The organism is Streptomyces sp. NPDC004327 (assembly GCF_042873935.1).
In the GTDB taxonomy this organism is placed as follows: Bacteria; Actinomycetota; Actinomycetes; order Streptomycetales; family Streptomycetaceae; genus Streptomyces.
The window spans coordinates 208,190-223,521 of sequence record NZ_JBIAME010000008.1; the positions used below are offsets into that span (position 1 = coordinate 208,190).

Annotated in this window: 12 protein-coding genes and 2 pseudogenes; 6 read left to right on the forward strand and 8 right to left on the reverse strand. The window is 75.0% G+C overall.

Annotation, left to right across the window (positions count from 1 at the left end; translation table 11 throughout):
• The first annotated feature begins 29 nt into the window (after positions 1-29).
• Positions 30-833: an alpha/beta fold hydrolase gene (locus ACFYU9_RS27075; RefSeq protein WP_389346320.1), complete on the forward strand. Its 804-nt coding sequence runs from the start codon at positions 30-32 to the stop codon at positions 831-833.
• A 107-nt stretch (positions 834-940) separates the two neighbouring features.
• Here the strand turns inward: ACFYU9_RS27075 and ACFYU9_RS27080 are convergent, their stop codons facing one another.
• Positions 941-1,861, reverse strand: a complete 921-nt coding sequence (locus ACFYU9_RS27080; RefSeq protein ID WP_389346321.1) for a PIG-L deacetylase family protein — start codon at positions 1,859-1,861, stop codon at positions 941-943.
• Positions 1,862-2,017: 156 nt separating this feature from the next.
• Here ACFYU9_RS27080 and ACFYU9_RS27085 point away from each other — a divergent pair, with 156 nt between their 5' ends.
• Complete coding sequence (locus ACFYU9_RS27085; protein WP_389346322.1) at positions 2,018-2,914, forward strand: nuclear transport factor 2 family protein; 897 nt, start codon at positions 2,018-2,020, stop codon at positions 2,912-2,914.
• Between the two features lie 159 nt (positions 2,915-3,073).
• Here ACFYU9_RS27085 and ACFYU9_RS27090 read toward each other — a convergent pair.
• Positions 3,074-3,286: pseudogene (locus ACFYU9_RS27090) on the reverse strand (pentapeptide repeat-containing protein); the annotation flags it as partial.
• An 81-nt stretch (positions 3,287-3,367) separates the two neighbouring features.
• On the opposite strand from ACFYU9_RS27090, the gene ACFYU9_RS27095 reads away from it, so the two are divergent.
• Positions 3,368-4,969, forward strand: coding sequence for an ABC-F family ATP-binding cassette domain-containing protein (locus ACFYU9_RS27095; RefSeq protein WP_389346323.1), 1,602 nt, complete (start codon positions 3,368-3,370; stop codon positions 4,967-4,969).
• 165 nt (positions 4,970-5,134) lie between these two features.
• Here ACFYU9_RS27095 and ACFYU9_RS27100 read toward each other — a convergent pair whose 3' ends face one another.
• The 3 genes from ACFYU9_RS27100 to ACFYU9_RS27110 form a co-directional block, all read right to left on the reverse strand.
• On the reverse strand, positions 5,135-6,301 hold the full coding sequence (locus ACFYU9_RS27100) for a methyltransferase (protein WP_389346324.1): 1,167 nt from the start codon (positions 6,299-6,301) through the stop codon (positions 5,135-5,137).
• 75 nt (positions 6,302-6,376) lie between these two features.
• Positions 6,377-6,955, reverse strand: coding sequence for a histidine phosphatase family protein (locus ACFYU9_RS27105; protein WP_389346326.1), 579 nt, complete (start codon positions 6,953-6,955; stop codon positions 6,377-6,379).
• Positions 6,956-7,199: 244 nt separating this feature from the next.
• Entirely contained in the window at positions 7,200-8,642 is a 1,443-nt protein-coding gene (locus ACFYU9_RS27110; RefSeq protein ID WP_389346327.1) for a PLP-dependent aminotransferase family protein, read from the reverse strand.
• Here ACFYU9_RS27110 and ACFYU9_RS27115 point away from each other — a divergent pair.
• Positions 8,641-9,558: a DMT family transporter gene (locus tag ACFYU9_RS27115; RefSeq protein WP_389346329.1), complete on the forward strand. Its 918-nt coding sequence runs from the start codon at positions 8,641-8,643 to the stop codon at positions 9,556-9,558. The two genes, ACFYU9_RS27110 and ACFYU9_RS27115, sit on opposite strands and share 2 nt — an antisense overlap.
• Before the next feature lie 87 nt (positions 9,559-9,645).
• Positions 9,646-9,849, forward strand: a complete 204-nt coding sequence (locus ACFYU9_RS27120) for a DUF1918 domain-containing protein (protein WP_389212745.1) — start codon at positions 9,646-9,648, stop codon at positions 9,847-9,849.
• Between the two features lie 91 nt (positions 9,850-9,940).
• Here ACFYU9_RS27120 and ACFYU9_RS27125 read toward each other — a convergent pair whose 3' ends face one another.
• Positions 9,941-11,194 (reverse strand): glycoside hydrolase family 10 protein, encoded by a 1,254-nt coding sequence (locus tag ACFYU9_RS27125; RefSeq protein WP_389346331.1) that lies wholly within the window; start codon positions 11,192-11,194, stop codon positions 9,941-9,943.
• Positions 11,195-11,364: 170 nt separating this feature from the next.
• Between ACFYU9_RS27125 and ACFYU9_RS27130 the strand changes: the two genes are divergently transcribed.
• Positions 11,365-12,225, forward strand: coding sequence for a 3-hydroxybutyryl-CoA dehydrogenase (locus tag ACFYU9_RS27130; RefSeq protein ID WP_389212741.1), 861 nt, complete (start codon positions 11,365-11,367; stop codon positions 12,223-12,225).
• 273 nt (positions 12,226-12,498) lie between these two features.
• Here the strand turns inward: ACFYU9_RS27130 and ACFYU9_RS27135 are convergent.
• Together ACFYU9_RS27135 and ACFYU9_RS27140 are read right to left on the reverse strand one after the other, a co-directional pair.
• Positions 12,499-13,827, reverse strand: a pseudogene (locus tag ACFYU9_RS27135) (transcriptional regulator); the annotation flags it as partial.
• A gap of 289 nt (positions 13,828-14,116) precedes the next feature.
• On the reverse strand, positions 14,117-15,184 hold the full coding sequence (locus tag ACFYU9_RS27140) for a PP2C family protein-serine/threonine phosphatase (RefSeq protein WP_389346332.1): 1,068 nt from the start codon (positions 15,182-15,184) through the stop codon (positions 14,117-14,119).
• Positions 15,185-15,332 lie beyond the last annotated feature (148 nt).

The following is a 15,332-nucleotide window of genomic DNA, read 5'->3' on the forward strand; positions in this document are numbered from 1 at the left end:
GGGCCGATCGCGTGCGGAGAGGACACCCGATGGACGTGACGATCGCGTGGGACCTGCTCGTCTCGGGGCCGGCCGATGCCCGGCAGACCGTGCTGCTGCTCCCCGGCGGGCTCATGCGCGCCCGGTCGTACGCCGACGTCATGGCCGAGCCCGCGCTCGCCCGGACCCGGCTCGTCGCCGCGACCCTGCCGGGACACGCTGGGACGGCGCCGCCGGAGGACTTCACGATCGGCACCCTGGCCCGGCACACCGCCCGGCTTGCCGACGAGTGGTCCTGCGACGTGGTGGTGGGATTCAGCATGGGCGCCACGGTCGCGTTGGAGATGGTCGCGACGGGCGCGTTCACCGGCCCGGCCGTGCTGCTGGGCATCAGCATGTCGCCCGCGGACGAACCCGCGTTCTTCCGGGCCGTCTGCCGGCTGGGGGACGTCCTCGGCTCCCTGCCCTCCGCCGCCCTGCTGAAGTTCATGGGCCCGGCCTCGAAGGGCTTCAGGGTGTCGCCCGATCGCCGGGCCGAACTGCTCGGCGACCTGCGGAGCAACGATCCGCACGTGATGCGCCGGATCCTCCGCGCCTACCTGGATTACCTCCGCGCGCAGGAGCAGCCGGCGACGCGCCTGTGCGCGGCCGGTGTACCGGTCTGGGTCGTGCACGCGGAGAAGAAGGGCGACGGCGGACTCACCGCCGACGAGCGGCGCGTGCTGGAGGCCTGCCCGCACACGACGGTCGTCACGACCCCCGGCAGCAGCTTCTTCCTTCCCGGCGAGGAGCCGCGACGGACCGCGGAGGTCGTGGTGGAAGCGCTGGCCGCCGCGGGACCGCGGCCTCGCTGAGGACGCCGGTCCAGGCCGGTCGGGCGGCCCGGTCCGGTCCTGTCGTGGGCCTCGCCCGTGCCGGCGACCCGGTCCCGGCCGACCGCGGTGTCCCGTGACGACGGACCTTACGCCGCCGGTCCCGGCTTGTAGCCCGACGGCAGGGTGTAGACGAACTCGCGCGGGTCGGCGTACGCCTGCTCCAGCCAGGTGGGCACGCTGTGGTAGCCGAGGGTGTAGAGGTTCCGGCTCGGGTCCCACGTGTTGTACGCGAGGATCGCGGCGCGCTTCTTCGCCATCTGGGCGGCCGGGATGTCCAGCACGTAGGCGGCGCCGCGGCCGCGGTCGGCCGGGTTGGGGAACTGCTGGTAGGCGTAGATGTGGTTGAAGCGGACGTCGGTGAGCTCGCCGTTCTTCATCAGCCAGTAGGCGGCGTCGCTGCACGCCTTGTGCGTGGCGGTCTTGTCCAGCCAGCCGGCCGCGAACTTGTGCGAGGCGCCCGGGTACTGCTGGGCGAGGGCCCGGACCTTGGCCATGACCTTCTTGACGAAGCCGTCGTAGTCGCCGAACGCCTCGTCGGAGAGGTCGAAGTTGATGACCTTGTCGACGCCGAGCGCCTTGGCGGACGCCTTGAACTCGGCGGTGCGGCCCGAGACGACCTCGGGCGTCGGCCAGGTCTCCTGCCAGCCGAGATCGTGGGTGTGGCCGGGAGCGGAGCAGCGGTCGCCGAGGGTCCGGCAGGCGCCCTGGTTCATGATCGCGGCGAGGTCGCCGTTCTCGCCCCGGCTGACCAGGACCAGGTAGACCGGCCGGCCCGCCGCCTTGTGCTCCAGGATCGAGCCGGCCAGGCCGATGGCCTCGTCGTCCTGGTGCGGCGAGTAGAAGATCGCCGGGGTGGTCGCGGCGGAGGCGCTCGGCGCGGCGAGGGCGCTGTCGAGCGCGACGCCCGCGGCCACCAGGCCCGCAGTGGTCAGTACGGACCTCCGGGAGAGAGCGGCCGGCCCGGAGCGGAACGGGGACCGGGACTGCGGCTGGGGCAGGGCGGACATGGGTGACTCCTCGCGTGCGGCGGCTGTGGGGACCGGGTTCCAGGCTGGCAGCGGCCGCTCACGTTCCGTTGCCGTTTCGTCGCCGCGCTCGCTGTCACATCCGTGCCGGTCGCGGCGTCAACGCAGCGACGACCGATCGAAGAGGAGTGGTGCCCCATGACCGAGGACGCCTTCGTGACCGCGCTCGCCGCGCGGTTCGACGCCGAGGAGGAGCGGCTGCGGGCCGTGGCCCGGCGGATGCTCGGCGGGTACGGGGAGGTGGACGGCGTGCTCGCGCAGGCGCGCGCGGGGGTGGGCGACGGGGTGCGGGAGTGGCTGGACTCGGTGGTCGGGCGGGCGTGTGTGCGGCGGCTCCAGGGCCGGGTGGACGCGGAGCCGCCGGGCCCGGCGCGGCCCTCCGGCAAGGTCGACACGGAACCGCCGGGCCCGGCGCGGCCCTCCGGCGAGGTCGACACGGAACCGCCGGGCCCGGCGCGGCCCTCCGGCGAGGTCGACGCGGTGTGGCTGGCGCTGCTCGTGGTCCTCGACGCCCTCGGGCCGGCCGAGCGTCTCGCGTACGTCCTGCACGACCTGTTCGGCCTGCCCCTGGACGACACCGCGCGGATCACCGGCACCGCGCCCGAGGAGGCCGGCCGGCTCGCCCGCGCGGCCCGGCGGCGGGTGCGCGGCGGCGGTCCGGGCGGCGGTCGGCCGGGCGGCGACCCGGCGCGGCAGCGCGCGCTGGTCGAGTCCTTCCTCGCCGCCGCCCGCGCCCGCGACCCCCGCGCCCTCGCCGCCCTCCTCCACCCCGACGTCGTCGCCCATTCGCCCCACGGCACGGCCCACGGCCCCGCCGCCGTCGCCGAGAACGCCGCGACCGCCTTCGCCCGCACCGCGCCCGCCACGACCCGGCCCGCGCTGATCGACGGCGCGATCGGCGTGGTCGCCTTCGCCGCGGGCCGGCCGGTCGCCGCGGTGGCGTTCACGCTGCACGGCGACCGGATCGTGGCGCTGGACATCACGACGGGCGAGCAGGGGGTACGGGGCCTGGCGCTGACGTTCCCGGACGTGTGAGGGGTGAGGGGTCCCACGTGAGGGGTGGCGTATGTGCGGGTGCCGTGTCCGCGCGTGCCGCGTGAGCGGGCACAGCCTGAACCGGCACCGCGTGAGCGAGCACCGCGTGAGCGAGCACCGCGTGAGCGAGTACGGCGTGCGCGGGAACCGCCTGAACCGGCACCGCGTAAGCCGGCACCGCCTGAACCGGCACCGCGTAAGCCGGCATCGCCTGAACCGGCACCGCGTAAGCCGGCATCGCCTGAGCCAGCACCGCGTAAGCCGGCACCACGCGCCCGCGTGGCTGGCCAGGACGTCGTCGATGAGGCCGTCCGGCCGCCCCTCCGAAAACCCCGTGCGGCCCCCGCCCCTCCCCCGTACCCTCGGCTCCATGTCCACGCCCCGAATCTCCTAGCTACAGGACCCGCTTCCACGCCACCCGTGTGTCCTCTAGCTTGTTCGGAGCGTCATCCCATGATCACCATCCGTGGTGTCGACGTGCGCGTCGGCGCCCGTCTCCTCCTGTCCGAGGTCTCCTTCACCGTCGCGCCCGGCGACCGCATCGGTCTGGTCGGCCGTAACGGGGCCGGCAAGACGACCCTGCTGCACACCCTGGCCGGGCTGCGCGCGCCGGCCGCCGGCGCCGTCACGCGGACCGGCCCCGTCGCGCACCTGGCGCAGGATTCGCGCGCCGCAGATCCCGCCCAGACCGTCACCGACCGGATCCTGTCCACGCGCGGGATGGACGCGGCCGTGCGCGGGCTGCGCGAGGCCGCCGAGCGGCTCGCGGAGCGGAGCGACGAGCGGGCCATGGCGGCGTACGCGCGGGCCGAGGCCGCGTTCGAGGCGTGCGGCGGGTACGCGGCGGAGGCCGAGGCGGCCCGGGTGGCCGCCGGGCTCGGGCTGCCCGCCGACACGCTGGCCCGGCCGGTCGGCACGCTGTCCGGCGGACAGAAGCGGCGGGTCGAGCTGGCCCGCATCCTGTTCGCGGGCCACGGCCGGGAGGGCACGCTGCTGCTCGACGAGCCGACGAACCACCTGGACGCCGACTCGGTCGCCTGGCTGCGCGGCCATCTCGCCTCGCACCAGGGCGGTCTGGTGCTCATCAGCCATGATCTCGGCCTGATCGACACGACCGTGAACCGCGTCTTCCACCTCGATCCGCAGCGCGCCACGATCGACGTCCACAACACCGGCTGGGCCGCGTACCTCACCCAGCGGGACGCGGACGAGCGGCGCCGTACCCGCGAGCGGGCCAACGCCGAGCGCAAGGCGGCGACGCTGCACGCGCAGGCGGAGAAGATGAAGGCCCGCTCGTCGACCTCGGTCACCGCGCGCAGCATGGCGCGCCGCGCCGACCGGCTCCTGGAGGGCCTGGAGGCGGTCCGGCGCACCGAGCAGGTGGCCCGCATCCGGCTGCCGGAGCCGGCGCCCTGCGGTCGTACGCCACTGGGTGCCGTCTCGCTCACCAAGGGGTACGGGGCCGGGCGCCCGGTCCTGGACGGGGTGGATCTCGCCGTGGACCGCGGCTCCCGCACGGTCGTGCTCGGGCTGAACGGCGCCGGCAAGACGACGCTGCTGCGCCTGCTCGCGGGGCAGGAGACGCCGGATTCGGGCCGGGTCGTCCACGGGCACGGGCTGCGGCTCGGCTACTTCGCGCAGGAGCACGAGACGCTCGACCCGGCCCGCACGGTCCGGGAGAACCTGGCGGCCGCCGCGCCGCATCTGACAGACAGCGAGGTCCGCCGCGTCCTCGGCGCGTTCCTGTTCCGGGGCGACGACGCCGACAAGCCGGCCGGTGTCCTGTCGGGCGGCGAGAAGACCCGGCTCGCGCTGGCGGGCCTGGTCCATTCGGGCGCGAACGTGCTGCTCCTCGACGAGCCGACCAACAACCTGGACCCGGCCTCGCGCGACGAGGTCCTGGCGGCCGTCGGCACGTACCCGGGCGCGATCGTGATGGTCACGCACGACGAGGGCGCGATCGACGCGCTGCGTCCGGAGCGGGTGCTGGTGCTGCCGGAGGCGACGGAGGACCTGTGGAACGAGGACTACCGGGAGCTGGTGTCCCTGGCGTAGCCCGCGAGGGCCTGTCCGACCCGGATCGGCGGCTGGGCCCTGGCACCTGACCGGCAGCCGGGCCCTGGGGCCGGTCCGCCGGTCCGCCGGTCCGCCGACCCCAGCCCAGCCCAGCCCCGACCCCGACCCCGACCTCAGCCCCGACCGTGACCCGCCGGACGCGCGCTAGCGCTTCACGGCCCGCAGGATCACGAACTTCGGGTCGCCGGCGACCAGTTCGCTGTTCCCGAAGATCCGCCGCAGGGTGACGTGGTAGCCGAGGTGCCGGTTGCCGACCACCCACAGTTCGCCGCCGGGCCGCAGGGCGCGGCGGGCGTCGGCGAACATCCGGCGGGCGGTGCGGTCGGTGGTGGCCTGGTGGCTGTGGAACGGCGGGTTGTTGAGCACCAGGTCCACGGAGCCGGGCGCGGCGTCGGCGAGCCCGTCGCCGACCCGGAAGTCGGCCTTGCGGTCCTGCCCCGCGTGCGTGCGGAAGTTCGCCTCGGCGGAGGCGACGGCCTGGTACGACTCGTCGGTGAACAGCAGCTCCGCGTCGGGCTCGGCGAGCGCGACGGCGAGGCCGACGACTCCGTTGCCGCAGCCGAGGTCGACGACGCGGGCGGCGCCGAGGCCGGTCGGGAGGTGCTGGAGGAGGAAGCGGGTGCCGATGTCGAGGCGGTCGGCGCAGAAGACGCCGGCCTCGTTGACGACGGTGCGGCCGGCGAGCCCGGCCGGCGCGTCGCCGGGCAGCGCGTAGGCGTACGGCCAGGGGTTGGCGTCGGGTGTGCGCTCCGGGGCCGGCGTCGTGTGGATCAGCCGGGCCTTCTTCACGGCGAGGGAGGTGCGGGTGGGGCCGAGGATCGTCTCGAACAGGTTCAGCGTCGAGGTGTGGATCTCCTTCACCATCCCGGTGCCGACGATCACGGTCCCCTCGTGCACGGCGGGCGCGAGCCGGTGGAGCTGGTCCTCCAGGAGGGCGAGGCTCTTCGGCACGCGGACGAGGAGCACGTCGACGCGCTCGGGCGGCGGGTCCTGGGTGGTGAGCAGGCGCACGGCGCCGGGGGCGGCGCCGGAGCGGGCCAGGTTCTCGGCGGTGGCGGTGCGGCCCAGGTACGAGTCGGAGATCTGCACCAGCTCGCCGGACGCGCCCGCCCCGGCGGCGGCGAGCGCGGTGACGAGGGCGCCCCAGCGGTCGCCGACGGCCACGACGGTGCCGGAGAGGTCGGTGCCGGTCTCGGCGAGGTGGCCGAGGAGGTACTCGTCGGCGGCGTCCCAGGCGCGCAGCGGGTCGCGCGGGTCCACCGGGTGGCGAGTGAGCGGGAAGGTGCCCCATGACGTGGTCAAACGGTTCATCGTGGGCACCAGGCTAGCGGGTACGGGGGGTGTGCGACGGCCGGGCGCCCGCCACCGGGACGGCCCCCGCGCACCTCACCCCACCGCCGCCTCCAGCTGCAGGTGCCACGCGCCCGGGCCGCCCGTCAGCGTCACCGTCGACAGCGGGCGGACGTCCACGCTCCAGTAGGTGGCGGGCGGGGCCTTCAGGGCGTAGACGAGGGCGGCGCGGACCACGGCCGGTTCGGCGACGGCCACGACGGCTTCGCCGTCGTCGGCGGGGCGGGTGTCGAGCCAGCCGCCGACGCGGGTGATGAAGGAGAGGAGCGTCTCGCCGCCGTGCGGCGCGCTGCGCGGGTCGCGCAGCCAGGCGTCGACGGCGGCGGGTTCGAGGGCGGCGACCTCGGCGAGGGTCAGGCCGCGCCAGCGGCCCATGTCGCAGTCGCGGAGCGCCGGCTGGGCGAGCGGGGCGTAGCCGAGTGCGGTGCCGGTGGCACGGCTGCGGGGCGTCGGGGAGCAGTAGCGGAGCTCGGCCGCGCCGAGCGGAATCAGCCGTGGTGCGGCGAGCTGCACCTCGTACCAGCCGGCCTGGTCGAGCGGCCGGTCGTCGTCGAAGCGTTCGGCGAGCGGGGAGGAGCTGCGTGCCGCCGCGACCAGCGTGACCCGAGGACCCATGGCGGGATCGTGAGGCCGGTGGCGCCGCTGGTCAAGGGGTCGGCGATGCGGTCGTACGGGACGGTAGGTCACTCCTGTCCGAGTGCCCTCCACTTGTCCGGATTTCGCGGTGGCGCGAATCCGACGGTGGCGTGGCCGCCGTGGGTTCGGCGGTGGCGGCATGACGCGGTGCGGTGCGCGGGGCTCCGGGTGGTCGCCGGCGGCTGTGACGAGCGCGGAGCGGCACCCGTGTGGCGCCCCGCGCTCAGTTCGTCAGCTCGTCGATCGCGGTGCGCAGTCTCCGCACGCCCTCGGCGATCTCCGCGGGGCCCGCGACACCCGCGAAACTCAGCCGGATGTGGCCGGCGGGCGGTTCGGCGGCGAAGTAGGGGCGGCCGGGCGCGACGGCGACGCCGGTGCGCAGGGCGGCGGGGAGGAGGGCGGCTTCCGGGAGGGTGTCGGGGAGGCGGAGCCATACGTGGAAGCCGCCGGACGGGACGTGGGGCAGGGCGAGTTCGGGGAGGTGGCGGGCGACGGCGGCGGTCATGGTGTCGCGGCGGTTCCTCAGTTCCTGGGAAACGGCCCGCAGATGGCGGTTCCAGGCCGGTGAGCCGACGAGTTCGAGGGCGGTCTCCTGGAGCGGGCGGGGCACGAAGAAACTGTCGACGACCTGGATGGCGCGGAGCCGTTCGAGGACGGGGCCGCGGGCGGCGAGCGCGCCGACGCGGAGACTCGCGGAGGTGATCTTGGTGAGCGAGCAGACGTGGACGACGACGCCGTCGGGGTCGTCGGCGGCGAGGGTCGGCGGCAGCGGGGCGGCGTCCTCGTGGACGAGGCGGCGGGCGAAGTCGTCCTCGACGACGAAGGCGCCGGCGGCGCGGGCGATGCGGACGACGGCGGCCCGCCGTTCGGCGATGAGCGCGGCGCCGGTGGGGTTCTGGAAGAGCGGCTGGCAGACGACGACGCGTGCGCCGGTGGCGCGGAAGGCGGCTTCGAGGAGGTCGGGGCGGATGCCGTCGGCGTCGGTGGGGACGGGCACGGGCCGCAGGCCGGCGGCGCGGGCGACGGCGAGCATGCCGGGGTACGTGGGCGATTCGACGAGGACGGGCGTGCCGGGCGCGGCGAGGGCGCGCAGGGCGGTGGTGAGGGCGGACTGGCCGCCGGCGGTGACGAGGACTTCGGCGGCGGTGACGCTGCCGCCGATCTCGCGGGCGAACCAGGCGCGCAGTTCGGGCAGTCCGTCGGCGGGCGGGCGGCCCCAGGCGCCGGGGCGGCGGCCGGCCCGGGCGAGGGCGGCGGCGAGGGCGCGTTCGGGCTGGAGGGCGGGGTGGAGGTAGCCGCCGTTGAACTCGATGACGCCGGGCGGGGGCGCGGCGAGGGTGACGAGGACGCCGGAGGCGTCGACGGCGCGCGGAGCGGTGTCGCCGCCGGCCCCGGTGTCGGCGCTGAGGGCGAGCTGCTGCCAGGAGGTGTCGCCGGCGGCGGGCGGGGCGGTGCGGGGTTCGGCGCGGTAGGCGCCGGCGCCGGGGCGGGTGACGACGAGGCCCTCGGCGGCGAGCTGGGCGAGGGCCCGGGTGACGGTGACCGGGGAGACGCGGTAGCGCTCGACCAGCGCCCTGCTCGACGGCAGCTTCTCACCTATCGAGTAGCGGTTCAGCTCCACTTTCAGGGAGTTCGCCAATTCGCCGACACTGCTACGCTGTTGCATGACAGCACAGAATAGCGCTACCAGCCCGAGCACGATAGCGGTCACCACTCCCCGGCCGGCCGTGAACCAGGGCACGCTGCTCGCCGCGCTCGGCGTGCTCTCCTTCTCCCTCACCTTCCCCTCCACCGTCTGGGGCCTGGAGAGCTTCGGCCCCTGGTCCCTGGTGGCCGTCCGCTCGGTGCTCGCCGCACTCATCGCGGGAACGTTTCTGCTGGCTGGTCGGGTGCCGCTGCCGGAGCGGCGCCACTGGGCCGGGCTGGCGGTGGTCGGCGGCGGGGTCGTGGTGGGCTTCCCGCTGCTGACGACGCTGGCCCTGCAGACCTCGACGACCTCGCACGCCGCCGTGGTCGTGGGCCTGCTGCCGCTCACCACCGCGACGTTCGCCGCGATCCGCACCGGCCGGCGCCCGTCCCGTACGTTCTGGATCGCGGCGATCGCCGGCGCGGTCGTCGTCCTCGCGTTCACCCTCCAGCAGAGCGGCGGCGCACTGTCGACCGGCGACCTGTACCTCTTCGGCGCCCTGCTCGTGTGCGCCGCCGGCTACACGGAGGGCGGCCGGCTCGCGCGGCTGATGCCGGGCTGGCAGGTGATCGGCTGGGCGCTGGTGCTGTGCCTGCCGCTGATGGCGGCGGCCGCGGCCGTGGCGCTCGCGCACGAGCCGGTGCGCCTCACCGCGCACGGGGTGATCGGGCTGGTGTGGGTGGCGGCCGGTTCGACCTTCTTCGGTCTGTACGTCTGGTACCGGGGCATGGCCGCGATCGGCATCCCGCGCGCCAGTCAGCTCCAGCTCGCCCAGCCGCTGCTGACCCTCGTCTGGTCGGTGACGGTGCTCGGCGAGGACCTGGCCCCGGCCGCCCCGCTCGCCGCCGTGGGCGTCCTGGTCTGCATCGCGGTGACCCAGCGGGCGAAGAGCTGAGACGCGGGCCACAATGGCAGACGTAGGCAGACATGGGCAGACATGGACTCTGCAAGCAGGACAAGCCCGGCCGCGAGGAGGTCACCGATGCGTGCGTCCAAGGGCGACAAGCTGGTCGTGCACGGCCGTACGGTCGGACAGCACGACCGTACGGCCGAGGTCCTTCAGGTAATGGGTGAGAACGGCGATCCTCCGTTCCGCGTGAAGTTCGACGACGACGGCCACGAGGCCGTGGTGTCGCCGGGCCCCGACTCGCAGGTACGCCACACCAAGGAGGCCGGGGGCCGCTGAGCCCCCGGGGGCCCTTCCCCGGCCCCTGTCCCCCGCCCCGGCCTCCGACCTCTGGTCCCTCGACACCCGGCCTCTGGCCCCTCCCCTGACCTCAGGCCTTCACCGCGGCCGTCAGTGCGCCGAGCGGGTCCTTCGCGGCCTCGCGGGCCGCGAAGTAGCAGTGCCCTCCGACGGACGCGTACCGGCGCGCGAGCCGGACGTGCCGGGTCAGCTCCGCCGGGTCCTGCCAGGCGTCCGGCTGCGCCGGGTCGCCGACCTTGTACAGCGATTCGCCGAGGTAGAGCCGTACGCCCGTGTCCCGGACCACCGCGTCCCACCACGGCACTAGCTTGGCGTAGTCGCAGGCCGGGAAGCCGATGTTCCAGTAGAGCTGAGGGATCACGTAGTCCGTCCAGCCCTCGCGGATCCAGCGCCGGGTGTCGGCGTACAGGTCGTCGAAGCTCTGCCCGCCACGGGTGTCCGAGCCCTCGGGGTCGGTGCCGGCGTTGCGCCAGACCCCGAAGGGGCTGATCCCGAAGTCGACCGAGGGCTTCACCTCCTTGATCCGCCGCGCCATCTCCGACACCAGCAGATCGACGTTGTTCCGCCGCCAGGCCGCCCGGTCCGCGAAGCCGGCCCCGTAGCGGGCGTACGCGCCATCGTCGGCGATCACCTGGCCCGCGACCGGGTACGGATAGAAGTAGTCGTCCCAGTGCAGCGCGTCGAGGTCGTAGCGGCGCACGGCGTCGAGCATGGCGTCCTGGACGTGGCGCCGGACCTCGGGGAGCCCCGGGTCGTAGAGCATCGCCCCGTCGTAGACCAGGGCCCACTCGGGGTGGCGCCGGACCGGGTGGCCCGGGGCCAGTCGCGACGGGTCGGCGTGGGAGGCGACCCGGTACGGATTGCACCAGCCGTGCAGCTGGAGCCCGCGCGCGTGCGCCTCGGCGACGGCGGTGCCGAGCGGGTCCCAGCCCGGATCGGCGCCCTGCGTGCCGGTGAGGCACTGGGCCCAGGGCTCGTACGGGGAGGGCCACAGGGCGTCGGCGGAGGGCCGGATCTGCAGGACGACGGCCGTCATCCGGCGCCGTACCGCGAGGTCGAGCAGACCGATCAGCTCGGCGCGCTGCTCCGCGGCGGTCAGGCCCGGCCGGGACGGGAAGTCGCGGTTGGTGATCGTCGCGATCCACAGCCCGCGGAACTCCTCCGCCCGGCGGCTCCCGCTCACACCGCCACCCGAGGCCGTGGCGCCGCCGCCGCCCGAGGCCGTGGCGCCGCCGCCACCCGAGGCCGCGGCGTCCCCGCCACCGAGCCCGAGCGCGGCCAGGGCCGCGCCCGCCACGAACCCTCTTCTCCCGATCGGCGGCATTTGTCACCCCTCGCTATCGGATACGTCACAGCCCATCGGACACCATGGCCACCCCAGAACGATCGATCATCGCGCGTGTCGGGAGTAACGTCGTGGGGTCGAGGCGGACGCACCGGAATCACACGGGCCCGCCGCCAGCACAGAGCGAAAGGCACGAGGTGACGGACTCCATGGCCGACATTGAGCGCGTCGGAGTGGTGGGCTGCGGCCAGATGGGCGCGGGCATCGCGGAGGTGTGTGCCCGCAGCGGGCTCGAGGTGAAGGTCGCCGAGACCACCGGCGAGGCGCTGGAGATCGGCCGCACCCGGCTGACCAACTCCCTCGCGAAGGCCGCCGAACGCGGCAAGATCAGCGAGGAGGAGCGCGACCAGACGCTCGCGCGCCTCAGCTTCACCACCGACCTGGGCGAGTTCGCCGACCGCGATCTGGTGATCGAGGCGGTCGTCGAGAACGAGCAGGTCAAGACCGAGATCTTCCAGGTGCTCGACCAGGTGGTGACCCGGCCGGACGCCATCCTGGCCTCCAACACCTCCTCGATCCCCCTGGTGAAGCTGGCGGTGGCGACCTCCCGCCCCGACAACGTCATCGGCATCCACTTCTTCAACCCGGCGCCGGTGCAGAAGCTCGTCGAACTGATCCCCGCCCTCACCACCTCCGAGGGCACGATCAGCCGGGCGCAGCTGTTCGCCGAGAAGGTGCTCGGCAAGCACGCGATCCGCGCCCAGGACCGCTCGGGCTTCGTGGTGAACGCGCTGCTCGTGCCGTACCTGCTCTCCGCGATCCGGATGTTCGAGTCCGGCATCGCGAGCCGTGAGGACATCGACAACGGCATGGAGTTCGGCTGCGCCCACCCGATGGGCCCGCTGAAGCTCTCCGACCTGATCGGTCTGGACACGATCGCGTCGATCGCCGACTCGATGTACGCCGAGTACAAGGAGCCGCTGTACGCCGCTCCCCCGCTGCTCCAGCGCATGGTGGACGCGGGCCGTCTCGGCCGCAAGACCGGCTCGGGCTTCTACCCGTACGCCTGAGACCGGTCCGGGTCCGCCCGGGACGCGAGTCCCGGGGCGCCCCCCGAAACGCCACTCCCCTGACCCCGGGAGTGCCGATCGGACGGCCCGTACCACCGCACAGGTACGGGTCGTCCGGCTCTCTCCCGATCCGGCCGCCGATGAACCGGCCGGGGATCCGGCTCGGGATCCGGCTCGGGATCCGGCCGATGAACCGACTCGGAATCCGGCCGGGGATCCGGCCGCGCATCCGGCTGGGAACCCGGCTGGCGATCCGGCTAACTTCGTCCACTGCACGCGCAGCGCGCTGTCGACGACCTCCGCCGCCGCCCGCGCGTCCGCGCCCCCGCTCGCCAGCAGCTCCTCGCGGACCAGCCGCAGCCGGTCCCACAGCCGCCGCGACTCCATCCCGCGGGCCCGCTCGGCCATCTCCACCGCCGTGCCCGCCGCCCGGTCCGGTTCGCCCTGCCGCAGCTCGATCCGGCACAGCATCGCGAGCCGGTGCACCCGGCCCCGGTCGTGCGCCGGGGTCCCGACGGCCGCCGCCGCGTGCTCGTGGGCCGCGGCGAGTTCACCCAGGCCGAGGAGCGCCTCGGCGACCTGGACGTTCACCAGCCCCGGCTGGACGTAGCCGGTCTCGGCCGGTTCGCCGCCCGGCCGGATCCGCTCCGCCTCCGCCTCGGCCCGCCGGACGCAGCCGAGCGCCGCGGCGCCGTCGCCGAGCCGCGCGTACGCCTTCGCCTGCATCGCCGTCAGATCGGCGGCGAGCGCGGGCGTGAGCTCCCCTCCCGCCGCGCGCAGCGCCGCCTCGGCGAAGGCCACCGCCTGCCGGTACTCCCCCATGAACAGCGACTGGTTGACGAGCAGCGCCACCACATAGGCGCCGAGCCCCCGGTCGCCGCTCGCCTTCGCGAGCCGCAGCGCCTGGTGGAAGTAGCGCTGGGCGAGCCCCTGGGCGTCGGAGTCGTACGCGCAGATCCCGGCCACCGCGACCAGCCCGCCGGCCGCCCGGTGCAGCCGCCGGCCGAGCGCGTCACCGTAGCCGCCGCGCAGCAGCGGCGCGGTCTGCGAGCCCAGGAAGCCGACGATCAGGGCGCCGGTCGCCAGGCCGCCCGCCTTGCGGTACATCTGCTCGTAGTGCGCCCGGGCCGTGCTCAGCAGCGACACGTCGGCGGCCGAGACCCGGGCCGGGCCGTCCCGGGAGACGTCGCCGTCCTCCGGCGGGTTCTCCCACTCCCACACCGGCAGCACGGCCGGGGTGCCGGTCACCGCGGGCGCGCCGCGGGCGTGCGGGCGGCCCGGCTCGTCGGAGCGCCACAGGGCGGTGGCCCGCTCGACGAAGCCGGAGAGCGGGGTGCCGGGCACCCCGGGCGCGGTGGCCGTGCCCAGTCCGATGTCGTCGAGGGTCACCGCGCGGTGCAGCCGGCCGGCGAGCACCTCGCAGATCAGGTCGGGCACCTGGCCGCGCGGCCGCTGGCCCTTCAGCCAGCGGGCGACGGCGGTGTGTTCGTAGCGCAGGGCGAGGCCCCGGGACCGGCCCGCCTGGTTCACCCGGGCGGCGAGACCGGCGTGCGAGATGCCCGCTTCGACGAGCATCGCATCGAGGAGGGAGTTGTGCTTCATGGGACCGCTCCGGTGGCTCCTGGCTGCGGCGGGGGGAGGGATCGCGCTCAGCGTAGTAAATGCCGCTTTCGCACGGGGTGTGAACGACATACTCGTTTTTCCGTTCCGCGCACGGTGCCGAAGTCGCCCCGGTACGGGTTGACTTGGCTCCTCGCCACAAGGGCGAGAACGACCGGGCCGCCGGGCTCCCCCTCGAACAGTGCGGCCGCCCGGTCCCGCGCCGTCCGCGCTGTCTTCTGCCCGACACTCCGTGGCAGCGCGGGCGGCGCCGGTCACCGTCCTTCTCCCGCTAGTGCGGGGAGGGCGCGGGCCGGGTACGGCGCAGCCCGGGTTCGGCGGGCTGCGCCGGTACCCGTACCCGGTCGTTGCGCAGGACGAGCAGCGCGACGTCGTCGGTGAGCCGGCCGCCCGTGTGGCGCAGCAGCGCGGTGTGCACCCGGCGGACGACGGCGGCCGGCGGCTCGCGGCGCGCCCCGGCGAGCACGGCGGCCAGCGGGAAGAACCGGCCACGGCCGTCGCGGGCCTCCTCGGCGCCGTCGGTGTGCAGCACCAGGGTCTCGCCGGGCCGCAGCCCGGGCGCCCGGTACGGCACGAGGTCGGCGGGCAGCGGGAAGGCGCCGAGCGGCGGCAGCGGGTCACCGACGGGCACGGGCTCGACCCGGCGGCCGCGGATCCGGTACGGGCCGGGGTGACCGCAGTCGAGGACGTCGACCGCGCCGTCCGGGCGGATCTGGAGGAGCAGCAGGGTCACGAACTCCTCGGCCGCCGGATGCTCGGGCGCCCGCCCGGCCCTGGCCGGGTGCTCCTCGCGGGCCCGCTCGCGCAGATGGCGCCCGAGCGCCCGGTCGAGCCGGCGCAGCACGCCGGCGAGTTCGGGCTCGTCGTGGGCGGCCTCGCGGAAGCTGCCGAGCACGGCCACCACCGCGCCGAGCGCGGCGAGCCCGTGGCCCCGCACGTCCCCGATGACGATCCGCACCCCGTACGGCGTGGCCACCGCCTCGTACAGGTCCCCGCCGACCGCCGCCCCGCGCGACGCCGACAGCTGCCCGGCCGCGACGGTCAGCCCGTCGAGCCGGGCGGGCGGCGGGCGCAGCAGCACCTGCTGGGTGGCGTCGGCGACGGCCCGTACCCGCGCCAGCTCCCGGGCGAGCCCGCGGCGCGCCCCGTACACGAGCCCCATCCCGACGCCGAAGAACACCGCACCGGTCGCGCCCCGCACGGCGAGCCCGGGCTCCCGGGCCAGCGGGCACCACATCCTCCAGGCGACGGCGACGACTCCCCATCCGACGGGAAGCGCCCACGGAGCGGACCGCCGCGCCCAGGAGCCTTCGGCAACCAATGACCTGTCACGGAACATGCACGGCCCTTCCCGAGGCCCGCCAGCGCCCGAAGACCCTGTGGCGCACAGGCTCGCCCCTGTGGCCGCGTCGATTCTCGCGGCGGGGTCGGGACCTGCGGGAGCCCCGCCCTGGGATCTCACCCGAAGGAGTGAGTAGCCCCGGAAG

Coding starts and splice junctions, on each gene's coding strand:
- ACFYU9_RS27140 (WP_389346332.1), bottom strand. CDS start 15,184: ATGTTCCGTGACAGGTCATTGGTTGCCGAAGGCTCCTGGGCGCGGCGG.
- ACFYU9_RS27110 (WP_389346327.1), bottom strand. CDS start 8,642: ATGCAACAGCGTAGCAGTGTCGGCGAATTGGCGAACTCCCTGAAAGTG.
- ACFYU9_RS27105 (WP_389346326.1), bottom strand. CDS start 6,955: ATGGGTCCTCGGGTCACGCTGGTCGCGGCGGCACGCAGCTCCTCCCCG.
- ACFYU9_RS27100 (WP_389346324.1), bottom strand. CDS start 6,301: ATGAACCGTTTGACCACGTCATGGGGCACCTTCCCGCTCACTCGCCAC.
- ACFYU9_RS27125 (WP_389346331.1), bottom strand. CDS start 11,194: ATGCCGCCGATCGGGAGAAGAGGGTTCGTGGCGGGCGCGGCCCTGGCC.
- ACFYU9_RS27075 (WP_389346320.1), top strand. CDS start 30: ATGGACGTGACGATCGCGTGGGACCTGCTCGTCTCGGGGCCGGCCGAT.
- ACFYU9_RS27115 (WP_389346329.1), top strand. CDS start 8,641: ATGACAGCACAGAATAGCGCTACCAGCCCGAGCACGATAGCGGTCACC.
- ACFYU9_RS27130 (WP_389212741.1), top strand. CDS start 11,365: ATGGCCGACATTGAGCGCGTCGGAGTGGTGGGCTGCGGCCAGATGGGC.
- ACFYU9_RS27085 (WP_389346322.1), top strand. CDS start 2,018: ATGACCGAGGACGCCTTCGTGACCGCGCTCGCCGCGCGGTTCGACGCC.
- ACFYU9_RS27120 (WP_389212745.1), top strand. CDS start 9,646: ATGCGTGCGTCCAAGGGCGACAAGCTGGTCGTGCACGGCCGTACGGTC.
- ACFYU9_RS27095 (WP_389346323.1), top strand. CDS start 3,368: ATGATCACCATCCGTGGTGTCGACGTGCGCGTCGGCGCCCGTCTCCTC.
- ACFYU9_RS27080 (WP_389346321.1), bottom strand. CDS start 1,861: ATGTCCGCCCTGCCCCAGCCGCAGTCCCGGTCCCCGTTCCGCTCCGGG.